This window comes from Anaerobacillus alkalidiazotrophicus (genome assembly GCF_001866055.1).
In genome coordinates this window covers 44,280-60,566 of the sequence record NZ_MLQS01000007.1, presented here as the reverse complement: position 1 = coordinate 60,566, position 16,287 = coordinate 44,280, and the positions used below count along the sequence as shown (strand labels likewise).

At 33.0% G+C, this 16,287-nt stretch carries 17 protein-coding genes, 1 pseudogene and 1 riboswitch; of the genes and pseudogenes, 17 read left to right on the top strand and 1 reads right to left on the bottom strand.

Translation table 11 applies throughout. The annotated features are described in order from the left end of the window. Positions 1–186: 186 nt before the first annotated feature. The 9 genes and pseudogenes from BKP45_RS08180 (at position 187) to BKP45_RS08145 (ending at position 9,621) form a co-directional block, all read left to right on the top strand. A pseudogene (locus tag BKP45_RS08180) lies at positions 187–746 on the top strand (sugar O-acetyltransferase). 365 nt (positions 747–1,111) lie between these two features. Continuing rightward, positions 1,112–1,351 (top strand): hypothetical protein, encoded by a 240-nt coding sequence (locus BKP45_RS08175; protein ID WP_071389243.1) that lies wholly within the window; start codon positions 1,112–1,114, stop codon positions 1,349–1,351. A gap of 1,149 nt (positions 1,352–2,500) precedes the next feature. Further along, entirely contained in the window at positions 2,501–2,737 is a 237-nt protein-coding gene (locus BKP45_RS08170) for an Nmad3 family putative nucleotide modification protein (RefSeq protein WP_071389242.1), read from the top strand. Between the two features lie 359 nt (positions 2,738–3,096). Next, positions 3,097–3,241, top strand: a riboswitch (cyclic di-AMP (ydaO/yuaA leader). 104 nt (positions 3,242–3,345) lie between these two features. Next, positions 3,346–4,002 (top strand): potassium channel family protein, encoded by a 657-nt coding sequence (locus tag BKP45_RS08165; RefSeq protein WP_071389241.1) that lies wholly within the window; start codon positions 3,346–3,348, stop codon positions 4,000–4,002. An 11-nt stretch (positions 4,003–4,013) separates the two neighbouring features. Then, on the top strand, positions 4,014–5,345 hold the full coding sequence (locus tag BKP45_RS08160; protein WP_169824083.1) for a TrkH family potassium uptake protein: 1,332 nt from the start codon (positions 4,014–4,016) through the stop codon (positions 5,343–5,345). 504 nt (positions 5,346–5,849) lie between these two features. Continuing rightward, positions 5,850–7,304 carry a cardiolipin synthase gene (cls, locus tag BKP45_RS08155; protein ID WP_071389239.1) on the top strand — a complete coding sequence of 485 codons (1,455 nt, stop codon included), beginning with the start codon at positions 5,850–5,852 and terminating at the stop codon, positions 7,302–7,304. Between the two features lie 399 nt (positions 7,305–7,703). Beyond that, positions 7,704–8,783, top strand: a complete 1,080-nt coding sequence (locus BKP45_RS08150; protein ID WP_071389238.1) for an AI-2E family transporter — start codon at positions 7,704–7,706, stop codon at positions 8,781–8,783. A 431-nt stretch (positions 8,784–9,214) separates the two neighbouring features. Beyond that, positions 9,215–9,358, top strand: coding sequence for a hypothetical protein (locus BKP45_RS22475; protein WP_169824082.1), 144 nt, complete (start codon positions 9,215–9,217; stop codon positions 9,356–9,358). A gap of 68 nt (positions 9,359–9,426) precedes the next feature. After that, entirely contained in the window at positions 9,427–9,621 is a 195-nt protein-coding gene (locus tag BKP45_RS08145; RefSeq protein ID WP_071389237.1) for a hypothetical protein, read from the top strand. A gap of 619 nt (positions 9,622–10,240) precedes the next feature. Here BKP45_RS08145 and BKP45_RS08140 read toward each other — a convergent pair. Continuing rightward, a complete protein-coding gene (locus tag BKP45_RS08140) occupies positions 10,241–11,281 on the bottom strand; it encodes an oxidoreductase (protein WP_071389236.1) in 1,041 nt (346 codons plus the stop codon). Positions 11,282–11,629: 348 nt separating this feature from the next. Here BKP45_RS08140 and BKP45_RS08135 point away from each other — a divergent pair, with 348 nt between their 5' ends. From BKP45_RS08135 to BKP45_RS08095, 8 genes are all read left to right on the top strand, one after another. Beyond that, the gene (locus BKP45_RS08135) at positions 11,630–11,818 is read left to right on the top strand and encodes a DUF4177 domain-containing protein (protein ID WP_071389235.1); all 189 of its coding nucleotides are present in this window, start codon (positions 11,630–11,632) and stop codon (positions 11,816–11,818) included. Between the two features lie 122 nt (positions 11,819–11,940). Then, on the top strand, positions 11,941–12,192 hold the full coding sequence (locus tag BKP45_RS08130) for a hypothetical protein (protein ID WP_071389234.1): 252 nt from the start codon (positions 11,941–11,943) through the stop codon (positions 12,190–12,192). 238 nt (positions 12,193–12,430) lie between these two features. Beyond that, positions 12,431–12,634 carry a hypothetical protein gene (locus tag BKP45_RS08125; protein WP_071389233.1) on the top strand — a complete coding sequence of 68 codons (204 nt, stop codon included), beginning with the start codon at positions 12,431–12,433 and terminating at the stop codon, positions 12,632–12,634. Positions 12,635–12,812: 178 nt separating this feature from the next. Beyond that, entirely contained in the window at positions 12,813–13,208 is a 396-nt protein-coding gene (locus tag BKP45_RS08120) for a hypothetical protein (protein WP_071389232.1), read from the top strand. A 391-nt stretch (positions 13,209–13,599) separates the two neighbouring features. Further along, positions 13,600–14,109 (top strand): GNAT family N-acetyltransferase, encoded by a 510-nt coding sequence (locus BKP45_RS08115; protein ID WP_071389231.1) that lies wholly within the window; start codon positions 13,600–13,602, stop codon positions 14,107–14,109. 219 nt (positions 14,110–14,328) lie between these two features. Beyond that, a complete protein-coding gene (locus BKP45_RS21510; protein ID WP_169824081.1) occupies positions 14,329–14,859 on the top strand; it encodes a CueP family metal-binding protein in 531 nt (176 codons plus the stop codon). A gap of 146 nt (positions 14,860–15,005) precedes the next feature. Beyond that, positions 15,006–15,296, top strand: a complete 291-nt coding sequence (locus tag BKP45_RS22470; RefSeq protein ID WP_071389228.1) for a hypothetical protein — start codon at positions 15,006–15,008, stop codon at positions 15,294–15,296. A gap of 430 nt (positions 15,297–15,726) precedes the next feature. Beyond that, the gene (locus BKP45_RS08095) at positions 15,727–16,188 is read left to right on the top strand and encodes an RpiB/LacA/LacB family sugar-phosphate isomerase (RefSeq protein ID WP_071389227.1); all 462 of its coding nucleotides are present in this window, start codon (positions 15,727–15,729) and stop codon (positions 16,186–16,188) included. Positions 16,189–16,287: the final 99 nt, after the last annotated feature.

Genomic DNA, 16,287 nt, shown 5'->3' with positions numbered 1-16,287 from the left:
CTCTTTTTACTTAAAAAAAGGACGACTTTCATCCTGAATTATTACAATAAATTTTTTTCGAAACGCTCTTTTCTAAAAGATTGTTGCTTTTAGCTATTGTGGACCGTAAACGAGGGGATTTTATGAAAATTATTTCTAATAATGATATGAATAAAATTTATTAATTCCAAAAAGCAAGATGGCCTAATGAGAACGGAGAAAGAGAAAATGTTTGCTGGAGAAATGTATAATCCTGCTGACCCAGTTTTAGTAAAGGAACGGAAGGAAGCAAGACGTAAGGTAAGGATCTATAATCAAACTTTAGAATCTGAAGGGGAAAAGCGGACGAAATTATTAAATGAATTACTCGGTTCAACTGGAGAAAACGTGTATATGGAGCCAAATATACGTTTTGTTATGGGTATAACACACACGTAGGAGAAAACTTTTATGCAAACTTTGACTGTACTATATTGGATGTATGTGAGGTGCGAATTGGCGATAATTGTATGCTTGCACCAGGCGTACAAATCTACACCGCGACCCATCCACTTCATCCTACTGAACGTAATTCAGGTAAAGAATATGCAAAACCTATTACAATTGGAAACAATGTATGGATTGGTGGAAATGCCATAATAAACCCTGGTGTAACGGTAGGCAACAATGTTGTCATTGCATCGGGTGCAGTAGTTACTAAAGATGTACCAGTTAATGTTGTAGTTGGAGGTAATCCAGCTAAAGTAATTAAAACTATTGAAGTATAATTTAATATGGTTCGTTCTAACCACGTTCGCGAAATAATAAACCATAACATTGATATTGTTTTGAGTACCATGCATATGGTAATACATCCTTGGTTTGTTAAGAATAAAAAATGATTAGGTATAAAAAAGGAAAATCCTTACTAGTAGTTGAAATACTGCTAGTAAGGATTATTTTGACATGTAAAAAAATCGCTTTTCTTTTAATAGAGAAGGAGAAAATGTTATGAGATAGATGTTAAGCTGAAAATGCCATCCACATGCGAAGGTCATTGTAATTGATATTTTCTTCGATAGTTATACTTTTTGGATAGATTGTCCCATGGTATAATCTTTTTAGTGAATTATTTAGGACGGAGGTAAGTGTTATGGAAGAAATATTAAAACAAATGTTAAATGAGCTAAAAGAGATAAAGTCTGATATCGGAGAACTAAAAAAGGGACAAGTTAGACTTGAAGTTGGACAAGAAAAATTACAGAAGAATTTAATTGATAGCTTAGGATCTTATACAGAGAAAATTGTTGAACATGTTGATGACAAAACAGAAGTACTAAACAAAAGAGTATTTAAAGTTGAATCTGAAATTGAGAGATTAAGTCGACAGTGACGAAAAGTCATTACTGATTTTTCTGTTACTAAAGTTAGCAAACATGAAGATTAGAAAAAAGCTAAGGCTTATCGCCAAATCTTAATGGCGAAAGCCTTAGCTTTTTTTATACTATCATCCATAAAATTTTATGCTGATAGTATAAAAAAAGGAAAATCCTTACCAATAGTTAAAAATACTGCTAGTAAGGATTATTTTGATGTGTTTTGCTGGTCGCGCATAAATTCTGAGGATCGCGCACAAACAAGAGGTGACGGCGCATATTCGACAAACAATCGCGCACAATTCCGAATTACCGCGCAGCCCCCACCCCCGATCGTGCACAAATCAACGGTGCGCGCATAAATTCTGAGAATCGCGCACAAACAAGAGGTGACCGCGCACATTCGACAAACAATCGAGCACAATTCCGAATTACCGCGCAGCCCCCACCCCCGATCCTGCGCAAATCAACGGTGCGCGCATAAATTCTTAGGATCGCGCACAAACAAGAGGTGACGGCGCATATTCGACAAACAATCGAGCACAATTCCGAATTACCGCGCAGCCCCCACCCCCGATCGTGCGCAAATCAACGGTGCGCGCATAAATTCTGAGAATCGCGCACAAACAAGAGGTGATCGCGCATATTCGACAAACAATCGAGCACAATTCCGAATTACCGCGCAGCCCCCACCCCCGATCGTGCGCAAATCAACGGTGCGCGCATAAATTCTGAGAATCGCGCACAAACAAGAGGTGATCGCGCATATTCGACAAACAATCGAGCGCAATTCCGAATTACCGCGCAGATCCCCCCCGATAGGAGTAGCTCTACATAATTATGTTTGATTATCGGTAAATAAAAGTCATTTCAAGATAAGTAGGGCCATCATTAGCCGTTTCTGTGAATGTTGTATAGAGATTAATAGGCTCAATTCTCTAAATTAATTTCCCGTACCGTATTTTAAAGAGTGAATAGTGCGTAAGGTAAAACAAATTAGTTATATGGAGATCTAAATTCAGTGGGGACAGTTTATAGAGTCATTGTCCCACATTAGACTTGTTAAGAATGCATCGTAGCCCTACACAGAACAACAGTAAGTTAGTATAAATACAAGTCAATTGCTCAATATATTCTAAACTAAACTTGTGAAACAAGAGATACTGATGGCTAGTTACTTAATTGGATATATCGATCCAAGAAGAAATGAAGGACATGAGGACCCGTATTTTTCTGAGTATACATATGGTGACTTCAAGTTAAATGGAAAGAAGTTACGTGAAAATGTTAAGCCGGGTGATTTTCTTTTCTTTCATACAACGATGAGAAAAAAGCGTTATCTTACTTCTTTTTATGAGGTTGAAATTGTTCTTCCTGTTTCCAAAGCACAACAAGATGAATAGATTGTGCTAATGTATAAAAATCCTCATTTATATAACGATGCACTCGAAGAGAATGAAACGATTGTTTTTGGTAACCCAATTACATCATATGTGCTTGAAGTTCCTCTAGAAATAACAAAAACTCTACTAAATAATTTGTCTAGATAATGAAAATCAATCAGATTTAGCTGCGATCACGTCTACACTTAGGCCTTGGAAAGTATTAAATGATGAAGATGTCGCTTATTTAAAAAAGAAAGTTAAAGATGATCAATCACATAATTTTGTAAACTTTAAGAAATCTGTTTAAGTATTTTTTGATATCAATATTTTTTATTGACAACTTTTAATTATAGGAGTAAATTTACATATCATAATATCCTAAAAAATCGCTGAATCAAATTTGAGCGGGGGAACCATTTTTTCAGTCCTCGACTGTATGGGGTGAATCTTACATTAGTAAGGGGGATACTCTTTTGTCCCTAACCCGGCAGCTAACCTCGTAAGCGTTATTAAAGAGGAGGGAGCAAAAAAACAATGATTATTGGTCCATTCTTTTTGTAATGGCCTTTTTTGGTTTTGTAGATAATAAATTTAATCCGTTATTTATAGAAAAGAGGTATTTTAGCGTGAAGAAACAATTTGCAGTTATTGGGTTAGGGAGATTTGGAGGAAGTGTCTGTAAAGAATTGAATCTTTTAGGCCATGAAGTTTTGGCAATTGATAGTGATGAGGCTCGTGTTAATGACTACGTTAGGTTTTCGACCCATGCTGTTGTAACAAATGCTACTGACGAAAATGCATTAACCTCTCTTGGTATCAGAAATTTTGAATATGTAATTGTGGCAATTGGTGACAATATTCAATCAAGCATTCTCTGTACATTGGTTCTAAAAGAATTAGGAGTAAAAAATGTTTGGGTAAAAGCACAAAATAATTACCATCATAAAGTGTTGGAGAAAATTGGAGCGGATCGAATCGTGCATCCAGAACATGACATGGGAGTAAGAATTGCTCATTACTTAGTTTCTGATAAGATTATTGATTACATAGAGCTTTCTCCTGAATACAGTATTGTTGAAGTAATGGCAACAGCCAAAATATCGAGTCAATCATTATCGGAGTTAAATGTACGGGCAAAATTTGGTTGCACTATCCTAGGTATTAAACGTGCTGACGATTTAATTATATCTCCTATTCCAACAGAAATCATTTATGAAAAAGATATTCTGATTATGGTAGGTGGAAATCATGATATTAAGAAGTTTGAAGATGAAAGGTTATAATGATGGATATAATTACTAAGTTTAAAAACAAACGAGTTATATATCTTTCACCACCACAAACATTAGCGTTTAGTTTTTTAGTATTTATTGTTTTAGGAACTATATTATTAAAATTACCAATTGCATCAACCACTTATATTTCTTGGTTAGACGCACTATTTACTGCCACTTCTGCGATCACTGTCACAGGTTTAGTTGTTGTAGATACAGGTGTTGATTTTACAGTTTTCGGGCAAGTGGTTATTATGATATTAATTCAATTAGGTGGTCTAGGATTAATGACATTTGCTGTCTTAATAGTAATGGTATTAGGAAAAAAAATTGGACTACATCAGAGAGTTCTTATCCAAGAAGCCCTAAATCAAACTTCAATTGGGGGGCTTGTACGCCTAGTAAAAATATTACTTATCTTTACCTTTACTTTTGAGTTTCTTGCATTTATTATTCTCTCGCTTCGGTGGGTTCCTGAATATGGTTTAGGTTACGGTATGTATACAAGTTTATTTCATACAATTTCAGCATTTAATAACGCTGGTTTTTCGTTATGGGGCGATAGCCTTTCAGGTTATGTTGGAGACCCAATTGTTAATTTGACTATTACTTTTTTATTTATTACAGGTGGTATTGGGTTTACAGTATTAGCAGATCTTTGGAGCAAAAGAAGATTTCGAACCCTATCCCTTCATACAAAGTTAATGTTAATTGGTACTTTAGTAATTAATGTAGTATCTATGCTACTGGTTTTTACATTGGAATATACAAATCCAGCAACTATAGGTCAATTAAGCCTAGGGGATAAAATTTGGGCTTCTTATTTTCAAGCTGTAACACCAAGAACAGCAGGTTTTAATACAATAGAAATTGGTGATATGACAACTACATCAATTTTTTATCTTCTAATGTTAATGTTTATTGGTGCAGGAAGCGGTTCTACAGGAAGTGGTATTAAGTTAACAACTTTCATTGTAATGATATTGGCGACTTTAAGTTTTCTTAAAGGTAAGCATGAAACTGTTGTTTTCCATCGTACTATAAAACCGCATGTCATATTAAAAGCACTTGCCATTATCGTTGTCAGTCTTATATTTATCTTTCTAACAATATTTACTTTAACGATTACTGAAAATGCTTCTTTCCTTATGGTTGTTTTTGAAACAATATCAGCTTTTGGAACAGTTGGTTTATCCATGGGGTTGACTGGAGAATTGTCTCCAATTGGTAAACAAATTATTATTTTAATGATGTTCATTGGAAGGATAGGTCCACTTACCTTGGCATTTACATTAGCAAAACCTAAAAAATCCAACATTAGATATCCAGAAGATGAAGTATTTACTGGTTAAACTGCTCACCATTTAAAAGCGCTTGAAGTGGGAGAATTCATACCAAAAATCGTTAAATTAGTGCACGAAGTTGCCGGTTAATGTAAGTGGAAAGTTTATGGTGATAGTTAGAGTAGCTTTTAGTTCCACGGAAACTAGGAAGAGGGCTTATCATAGGCACTTAGTGATTAATAAGAACAACCAAATTAGAGCAAATTTAAAAAAATTATGAAGCGATCAATGAGGCGAGGAAAGAATTTTTTTATATGAACATAAAATCAAAGATTGAATTACTATTAATAAAAGCACTTGAATTTAAGTGCTTTTATTTCGTTAGATTTCATTATCTCAATAGCCATTGGAGTTCATTATCAGTTATTATTGAATTATAGGATGAATTGTATTTACTCAATCACTAGGTCTACATTTACTTATATGTAGCGTTTTATTATGGACTTTCGATCATGATATACTATGGGGTATGATAATTTAAGAAGTGAATGCTAGGAATAGGGGTAAGTGTACATGGATTTTGGTGACATAGCAACAAACTTAGTTACAATCATTGTATTGATTAATTTTATTTTGGCTGGAATTTTGGTTTTTATTGAAAGAAAAGACATTGGTACTACTTGGGCTTGGTTAATGGTGATTTATTTTATACCGGTCCTTGGTTTTTTATTCTATATTTTTTTCGGTCGACGATTACGACGTAAAAACTTTTATCGGATGTCGGTTGAAGAAAAAGAATATTTGCAATCGATGGTTGATAAGCAGCTTCAAAGGCTAAATGATGAAGAATTTTCACAAAAGCCATTAATTACGAAATATAGAGAATCGATTCGGATGAACCTAACGTCAGCAAATGCATTGATGACAACCAATAATGAAATTGAAATATTAAATGACGGAAAAGATAAATTTAATACGTTGTTTGATGATATAAGGAATGCTAAAGAAGAAATAAATATTGAATATTACATCATACGCAGAGATTCATTAGGAAAAAAACTAAGGGATGAACTTACAAAGAAAGCAAAGGATGGGATAAAAGTTCGTGTGTTATATGATGGGATTGGCTCGAGAAAAATCTCGTCATCTTTTTACAAAGACCTGATAGCAAATGGTGGTGAAGTAGGTGAATTTTTCCCTTCAATTTTTAAGTTGATTAACTTTCGTATTAACAATAGGAATCACCGGAAACTTTGTATTATCGATGGAAAGATTGCTTACATAGGTGGTTTTAATGTCGGTGATGAATATTTAGGGCTTCATAAAAAATTTGGCTACTGGCGTGACACACATTTGAGGATAAAGGGGGATGCTGTTCAACATATTCAAGGGCGGTTTATTTTAGACTGGAATCAAGCGACAAAACAACAAACAGGTAACATAAAGAAGTTTTCGTTTTCAACAGAAACATATAAAGCAGATAGTATCGTTCAAATTATATCAGGTGGTCCAAGTTCAAAAACTCAACATCTTAAAAACATGTATATAAAATTAATCTCATCAGCGAAGAAAGAAGTGTGGATCCAAACGCCGTATTTTGTCCCGGATTCTAGTTTTATGGATGCTTGTAAGATGGCTCTTCTTTCTGGAGTCGATGTACGTATTATGATTCCGAATAAACCCGATCATCCTTTTGTGTACTGGGCAACATGGTCGTATGTAGGTGAGCTATTAGCTTATGGTGCAAAGATTTTATTATATGAAAATGGCTTTTTGCACGCGAAAACAATGGTAGTAGATCAAGAAGTGGCTACGGTTGGTACGACTAATATTGATAATCGAAGTTTCGAGTTGAATTTTGAAATTAATGCAACAGTATATGATGAGAAGGTAGCAACACAGCTTAAGCAAATGTTTTTGGAAGATTCTACTGTGTGTTCGGTTCTTACTTTAGAGCGATATCAAAATAGATCTAATCTAATCAAATTCAAAGAATCGATATCACGACTCTTGTCACCTATTTTATAGTTTAGGTTTCATTTGAAAGTGATATTTTAAAAAATACTTAATTGAAAAGTGAAAACAGAATCAAAACAAGCTCCCTATATCTAGTTGGTAAGGTGTGTTTCTAATTAGATATAAGTTATCTAAATAATGATGTAATGGTTTTTTTGGGGTTGATTTCAAGATTAGAATTCTATATACTGCAACTTACATAATTCTGAATTTCAATAAGTGTTATTACTGTCGCCAGAGAGTGCGATCGAAGTTTAGTAAACTAGTTTACATCATAAAAAGTTTGGGACAGCGCTGTCGAGTACATAATCGATTTGGACAAGTAACATAGATTCTATCATTGACTATTAGACGAAATGTGAAAAATGAACTTACTTGTATTTTTGATAAGAAAAAAAGGTGGTATGATAAATGTATATAAAGATCCTGAAAATAGGTTCAATAGTAATTCTGCTTTTTTTAATTATTTATTTAGGGACTCTTATTGATTGGATATTCCGACCTGTTGTTGTGTTTGTTCAAACATTATTTGTTCCTATTCTTCTTGCAGGAATACTATTTTACTTATTAAGACCATTGGTTCACCTGTTAAGCAAAAAAATGTCCAGAGTGTTATCAATCATTCTCATCTATCTTGGTTTAATTACATTGGGTATTAGTTTCATTTCTTTTATCGGACCAGAAATTCAAAAACAATTTTTCAAATTAATTAATAGCATGCCTCAAATTATCTCAGATTTACAATTGTTAATGATAGAGTTGCAGCAAAATGAACTCGTCCAACGATTTGGTTTGGTAGAAGTATTTAATTTGAGAGATCAGATTGAACAAATAGGTGTTGTAGTAGGTGGACTCATTGGTGAACTTGTTGCTAATACTTTTGGATTTATAGGGACAATTTTTAATACATTACTATTATTTATTATTGTTCCTTTTATTTTGTTCTATTTGTTAAAGGAAGGGGAGCGACTCCCTAATTATTTCTTACATTTTTTTAGTAAAGAAAAACAACAAGAAGTTGGACCGATATTAACAAACATGGATAAAACATTGAGTAGTTATATTCAAGGAGTTTTAATCGTCTGTTCGTTTATTGGAGTTCTTTACTACATCGGTTTTTCAATTATTGGTTTAGAGTATGCATTAATCCTAGCGATTATTGGAATGCTTACAAATGTTATACCATATATTGGTCCTTGGATAGGTGCGGTACCATCTGTCACGGTAGGTTTACTTCATTCCCCAATGATGGCATTGTTTGTATTGATTATTGTCATTGTCATCCAACAAATAGAGAGTGTGTTCGTTCAACCTCAAGTGATTGGTAGAAGGATGTCTATCCATCCAGTGACTGTCATGATATTAGTGTTAGTTGCAGGAAGGTTTATCGGTATTGTAGGAATGATCCTAGTTATTCCGATCTATGCTATTGGAAAGGTCATCGTTACCCACCTATACGGGTTATGGAAAGTGAAAGGAGAAACAAAATAAAAGAGTCACCATTTTTAACAAGAGAAAAATAGCCTGTCATGAAGATATATCAAAAATAACTTATTTAATGCATTGGACAAAATAAAGCCAATGCGTATTTTTTTTGCAAGAGAATGTAAAATTTCTTACTTATCGAGTCCCAATCGGTAAACATACCGGACAAGAAATAGGAACGTAGCCGATACATTCTTCATAAAAGGGATCTGTGTATTATTTTAGTAAAAAAATAAGGACTTGAACTTAAGGAATAGCAGAAGTGAATGAACCACAACTAATAGTTCACTTTTAGTAAAGATTATAAGTTTGACCAACTTCAGTTCGCTTTATTAAACTTGAATATAAGTGTAAGAGATTACTAAAAAACAGAATAACTTAGAGATAGTAATATATTGAACATGTAAAAGTTTTCAACTATTGGGGGAATATTAGCAATGAGAAATAAAAGGATAATAATGATTTCGTTAATCGTCACTTTCACTTTAATAATCGGGTTTTCTTATTTACAAAATCAGGGCCATTTTACTAAACGAGATCACACATGGATTACAAAAGCGGCATTTGAAGAAAAAAAGTAATATATTTAGGGGGTTATACACTTCGTTGGAATGGGGTTGGAAAACCTATTCTTCTAGATGTCTATCTAATGAAAACCGATGGTACCATACTTGAAGAAAACGTTGAGCAAATTGCAGTTACCCCATTTATTGATAAAAGTATGAGAGTAGGAGCAATTGATGAAGTAACGGTGAAGGAAGGAGGGATAATGGATGAACTTATTCCTATTTCTGGGTTTTTACTAGAACAGAGTAGTTATGCTCTTGCTTTAAACTTGAATTAAAAGATAAAATTTCGATATAGACTTTAACACTTTAGTTATTAATTATAATTATTTAGGCTTCAACAGGGTACAGCATATTTTTTTAGAGAATTAGATGGATAGAGTTAAATAAAAGCAAAACTAGCTAAGTTCAGTTAATTGTTATGATACAAAATGAGAACATAAATGTGCGAAGTTGCTGTGATTACATTTTTTTATTTAAAACAAAAATAGTCCATACCTAAGAAATTAGGCGCGGACTATTATTGTCCCACTCTTAAGTGGCAGTAGACCCCCACCTCAAAACATAAGAAAATCGAGAAGTTTAGGTGGGGGATTAACTTCCCCTAAAGGTCTGATATAGAATAACTTTCATCAGTGAAAACTGATGATGAGTTATTTTTATGCCTGTGGTATAAGTTGAACTAACAATCAGTGCGGGATGAATGAAAACCCCCACTGATTGAAGTTCAGCTTTATTTAATAAAAAATTGTTCATGTTTTGTAAAATATAAGTACACTTGTTAGGGTAGTTGCTTACCACATAATTTTCATCGATTTGGCTGCTAAAGTAATGAAGTGATTTAGAGTTGATCATCAGTATTAGAATAAGAAGTTTTTTTGATTGTATGGACCTCACTTAGTCAAGAGATATGGTACTAGGACTAGGCTGCATACCCCCTTTTTCTAAAATTTCGATATTCGTCATTATTTCGTCATTACTTACTAATTTTGGCGCCCCATTAATGATCGTTTCATAACACGCATCATAAACACGCCCATAATCACCAGTTGGTGTTGGTATTTGTTTTTCAATCCAATCACCATTTGCATTTTGATAAGTGACAATTCCATATTGGTTAGGGCTATCCATTCCAAAGTCATCAGTACCTGGCATGATACCTAGTTTTAAATCATTTTCTTGTTGATCGATACCGTATTTAATAAAGCTGCCTTTTGTGCCATGAAGGATAAACTTTGGATATTCTTTTTTAACTAGATGACTTGTTTTTACAATCGCTTTTAATTTTCCATAAAATAAGCTCACATCAAAGTAATCATCAATGCTTTCTGAATTTCGGATCGACCGTATATCATAAGAAACATGCTTTGGGCGACCAAAAAGTGAAATTACTTGATCCATAGTGTGTACGCCCAACCCATAAAATGTACCATCCACTGGTGAGCCGTGATAGACACTGTTATCTGGACGAAAGTAGTCAAAATGCGATTCTAATTCAATTGGCTCTCCAATGTAACCATCGTTTAATACTTTTTTTACAGCTAAGAAATCACCATCAAATCTTCGGTTTTGGTAAGGCATAATCATTAAGCCTTTCTTTTCAGCAATTTCTAGTAACTTTTTTGCTTCTTCAACAGTGGCACAAAAAGGTTTTTCAACTAATACGTTTTTGCCGTATTCTAAACATTTCATTGCATATTCAAAATGGGTAGAGGCAGGTGTACATATCGTGACAAGCTGAATGTCTGAATCATTTAAAAATGAGTCTAAATCGGTTGTGAAATGAATATTAAAATCTGTATAATTTTTTTCTGATTCTGGTTTTCTTCGTAAGTTGAAGATCGATTTAACTCGAATGTTTTTTCTTAAAGTTATGTAAGGAAGATGATACCGGTTGGTACTTTTTCCAAATCCTATAATCCCCATCGTTAACGTCAAGATGAAAACACTCCTTTCTTTTTTAGTAAAAGATTTTTAACGCCAGTGGTCAATTAAAGAAGTTACTTAGATACATTTTATAAAAGAATGACCAAAATTGTAAGTATGGAAAATGAATATGATAGCATGATCATTTGAAACCAATAGCCTGAAAAAAGCAACGTTACTTTTTGTTTACTTTTACGAACAAAAAGGGCAAGGACAACTAGGGTCAATTGTAACGCCTAATGGTAAAGTGTAGAACAATAATGTGAACTGTTAACTCGTATTGATATTTTCTTTATCTTGAAACGATAATCCAACTTTATCCGTATAATAACTAAACTACTTTACACAGGAGGGAAAAATATGTATGAATATAAATTTGTAAAAATTGAGCTTAGTTCATGGAGTAGTAAACCAAAAGAAGATTATCAAGTTGTGATCACTAAACATGCAAAAGAGGGATGGAGGTTTATCCAACTATTTGCACCAGCAACTAAAGGTTATGGTTCTGCTTCATATTTTGAAATTATTTTTGAGAGACCCCTTAATTAATAACGGTTGGTTTTCTTATTAGATTAATTTCTATGCTAATAGGTTTGGCGATATCAAGTGCTACCCCTGTTTTAGTAATGGGGGAAAAGTAAAAGAAATGAACATCAGAAAAGGATAATGCTATGAATAAATTTGTAAAAACAGCGTTGACTTGGATAATAATATTTCCCATATTAACAACTACTTTATTAATCATAACAGATTATTTCAAAGATGAATCCATTGAGATAACTTCCTATTTACCGAATATTTTAGGGTTTGCAGTAGGCGGTCTATTCGTTGGGTTTGTTATGTATCAATTGCAAAAATTACAAGATGAAAATAATAAAAGAAAAATAAGATTAGAAGGAGTATTGAAAAATTGGGCGACTTGATTACTATTAATGTTCGCTTGTAAAAAATCAAACTTTTGGTAATACACCACTTAACACTCCTGGTACAATTGTTGAAAGAATTTTCCTCTGGTTATTACACTAACAAAAGCTTTTGTTGAGGAACTGTTGTTGCAACGTTACCTACGTTTTTTTAGTTTTGAACTGGATTATCAGACAAGAAGAGTATGTTTAGAAATATAGTAGATAGTGATTTTTTAAGTTTTAAGGGGGAGATGTGTTGGACAAAGCCAAAGTTCACCCATTTATACTAATATCTTTAATTATGAGTTCCATTTCGATGGGGATATTCGCAAATCAAAATTATATTAATCAAGAAATTGGTTACGGAATCTCTTTTACGTTATTATCATTTTTTCTAATTGGACTGGTTATTTTTGGTTTTATAAGAAACAGAAAGATTGATAATGAAAAAAATAAGTAATATCTATCTTATTTATACGAACGAAACCGTTACTGCAATAGCAGCGGTGACGCTTGTGTTTGAGTATTGAGCAGAAAAGTTGAGAAGAATAGAGCTAAAACTGAAACTTTAAGTCCATCTAATCCGTCTAATTAAGTAGTAATATAATAGGAAAAATCCTATTTTTATGGGGGAATAAATGAGAATTAAATTTTTACTAATTCTTTTTAGTTTGCTGTTTTTAATAATAGGTGGTTGCACGAATGAAACTGATATTTATAATGAAGTGAATAACGAAAATGAAGAACTGCAAGAAAGTATCTACAAGAATCCACCTAATGTTACAATCTCTAATGGTGTAGAGGAAGTTAATGGTGTACTTGGACTATATAGCTGGACTTATTGTTGTAAAAATGGGAAAACAACAGGTATTGAAGCATCTTCTGACGCGCCACCTAACTTAGTTCAAAACAAGGAACCCTTGAAAGTAACTTCTGGTTCGGCTATTTCCATAGATTTTGAGACAACTCCAATTAGATACGAGGTTAAGACTTGGGATGAAAATAATGATGTTACAGGCACATTTATGAAATAGACACTTTTAGTCATAAAGGGAGAACTGTTTTTGAAATTTTTGTTACATGTGAGCAAGGTAATGCCAGTTATTCCTTTTTATTCGATATTGAATAGTTTAGATAATCGAACTGATTTGTTCATATTAGGGTCATAGCCCCCACCTCTAAGCGTAGCGTAGGTGAGTTCCATTCAGGTGGAGTTGAGACTCCATCTGAATTTTCGATGTTCTAGCAAAGCTAGAACGAGTTCTCTTCCAGTAACGAAAGTGATAGTAAAATTTTGAGATGCAATTATAGTAACTCTTTTTTTATCTAAACATTTTGGAAGTGGTGTTAAACTAAAGATCCAAATTAGTGGGAGAAGGATGGTAGGATAAACTGTAGTCAAAGAAATAACGAGAGGTAACTATTATGGAAATTACTTTGGAAAAATTACAACCAACTGATGCTAAAAAGTTATATGAATTTGAACTCGAAAACAGAGGTTATTTTGAAAAAATGGTACCAAGTCGTGGAGAAGATTATTATTATTTTGAAACCTTTAAAATACGACACGAAGCCTTACTAGATGAACAAACTAAAGGGCAATCCTATTATTATTTAATTAAGAATGAAAAGGGTTTAATCATTGGACGAATGAACTTAATAGATATTGATAAATCTCGTAATTTGGGTTATATCGGTTATAGAGTAGGAAAAGCATATACTGGAAAAGGTGTTGCTAATAAAGCATTGAAGCTGTTTTTATGCACTATTAGCAAGCAAGGTATTAAACGGATTTTAGCGAAGACAACGACTAACAACAAAGCCTCACAAAAAGTCTTAGATAAAAACGGATTTAAGTATATATCAACAAGTGATGAAGAATTTGAAATGAATGGAAACAGTTTAAAGTTTGTTTACTATAAGTGGACTATTTAATACTTACCTCTAACTAACCTACTTTTTCTTCAATATGAGAGATTAAATAATCACAACAAAAAAAATAAGAAGGATATGGTTATTTGCCACAAAAAATTTAGGATATTTTTTTCTACTATATCTAGTGAATAATTGAAATTATTGTGAAATGATCTATCAATGTAGTAGTTAATCAATAGGAAATGTTATAATTGTTTTGTACAGGGGAGGGGAAATCACATGAAACTAAAAACCTTTGCAACGATAGGACTTATTTCTATTTTCCTAATCGGTTGCAGTGGCGATGGAAAGAATGAAACTGAAGAGCAGGTACAAGAGGTAGAAAACATTAAAGAATTGGTACATGATTACAGTGTAGGTAATTTAGAAAGTCCGAGAGTCTCAATTACAGCTCGTGAACTTCTTGTTACTAACAGTGATAATACTGAAACCATTTATCGATTACCTGAAGACGAGTTTTTTGTTTCTATTGCACCATACATCGAAGAAACACATCCATGAACTTATCATAACTTGACAGGTTGTCAAGGAGAAATGGTAGAAGAAGAGTTTAACGTTTATATTGAGGATTCGGAAGGAAACATCATTGTAGACAAAACTATGACTTCTTTGGAAAATGGTTTTATTGATTTTTGGTTACCACGAGATCGAACGTACCTCGTAAGGATCGAACATGAAGGAAGAATGGTAGAGTCTGAGATTTCTACCTTTGAAGAAGACGCGACTTGCATCACAACGATGCAATTTTAAGTAAGTACGAAAAGCACCTGTTTAGGTGCTTTTTTCAGTTAAGGTCATTGCCATAAGATTATTAGTAAAGTATGAATAACATTGGATTGTGAATGTATGTTAATGTGTAAATAAAATAAAACATCCTATATTTTTGGGGGATTTTCATGAATTTTACTGTCTACATTACTCTATTAATTTCTCTAATAGTGTCCTCTTTTGTTTCTATACGGATATTTAATAAAAAAGAAAATAAATGGTTAGCTGTACTCGTAGGATTCTGCATGAATACTTTTTTATTAGTAGCATTAACCATTATTTTTTACAAAGTATATCATGTGAAAGAAATCGAAGGCTTATTTGCAAGTTTAGGTATTTTTGTATTTGCTTTTTTTATTCCTATATTAACATGCATCAACTTTTACATTCTTGAATATGTGAGAAGTAAGGTAAAGTAAATAACCGAATATATGTGTAAACAGTAATCAAAATGATTTTATACACGAGAAAGCAATAGAGCCTAAGAAATGTTAAAGTGATAATAGGAGTTGATGAAAATGGAAACTCAAATCCTAAGATATTTTAACGATTTAGCATTACCAGACAAAGAAATTTAGTATGTAAACAAAAAGCCCTCGATTTAATAACCACGGAAGAAAAATGGTAAATATCAAAAGAAATATGCAAAGGTGTTTCGAAATACATAGGAGTTAGATGTTTAATTTTTTTGAAATGTAATAAGATTCAAAAAAACATATTGATACGGGTAAAGAAAAATAAGCTGATTAGAAAAAATAAATTGTCTTTCATTCAGTTGAAGGTTACACTTTAATGTAGAAAGGGCTACTTGAATGTAACTATTATTCTTGATCAACGGAGGTTTGAAGAATGAAAATTGCTTTGGCAAATGATCATGCAGGTTATGCATTAAAAGAAGAAGTTAGAGAACTTTTACAGAACGAGGGTCATGAGGTTTTAGATTTTGGTACGTATGATGAAGAAGCCTGTGATTTACCTGATTTTATTTATCCAGCTTCATTAGCAGTTGCTGAAGGAAAAGTGGATCGTGGTATATTTATTGACGGAGTAGGATATGGGAGTGCAATGATTGCAAATAAAATTTATGGTGTATCAGCTGCAGTATGTCAAGATACTTTTTGTGCTGAATTAGCCCGTTCTCATTCAAATACTAACGTGTTGTGTATTGGCGGAAAAATCATTGGTTCAGCTCTTGCACTCGAAATTGTGAAAGTTTGGATGAACACCGAGTTCTTATCAGATATTGAAAAATATAAAAGACGTGTTGATAAAGTAAATGATATAGCAGAAAAGCATTTAAAAAAGCTATAATTAATGAAATCGAGGTGACGGATCTTTTGCTTCTTTTGTAAATAAATAGAAGTAAGAGTTTCGTCCTTTGTACTTTTAGTGACGTTCAAATTTCACACC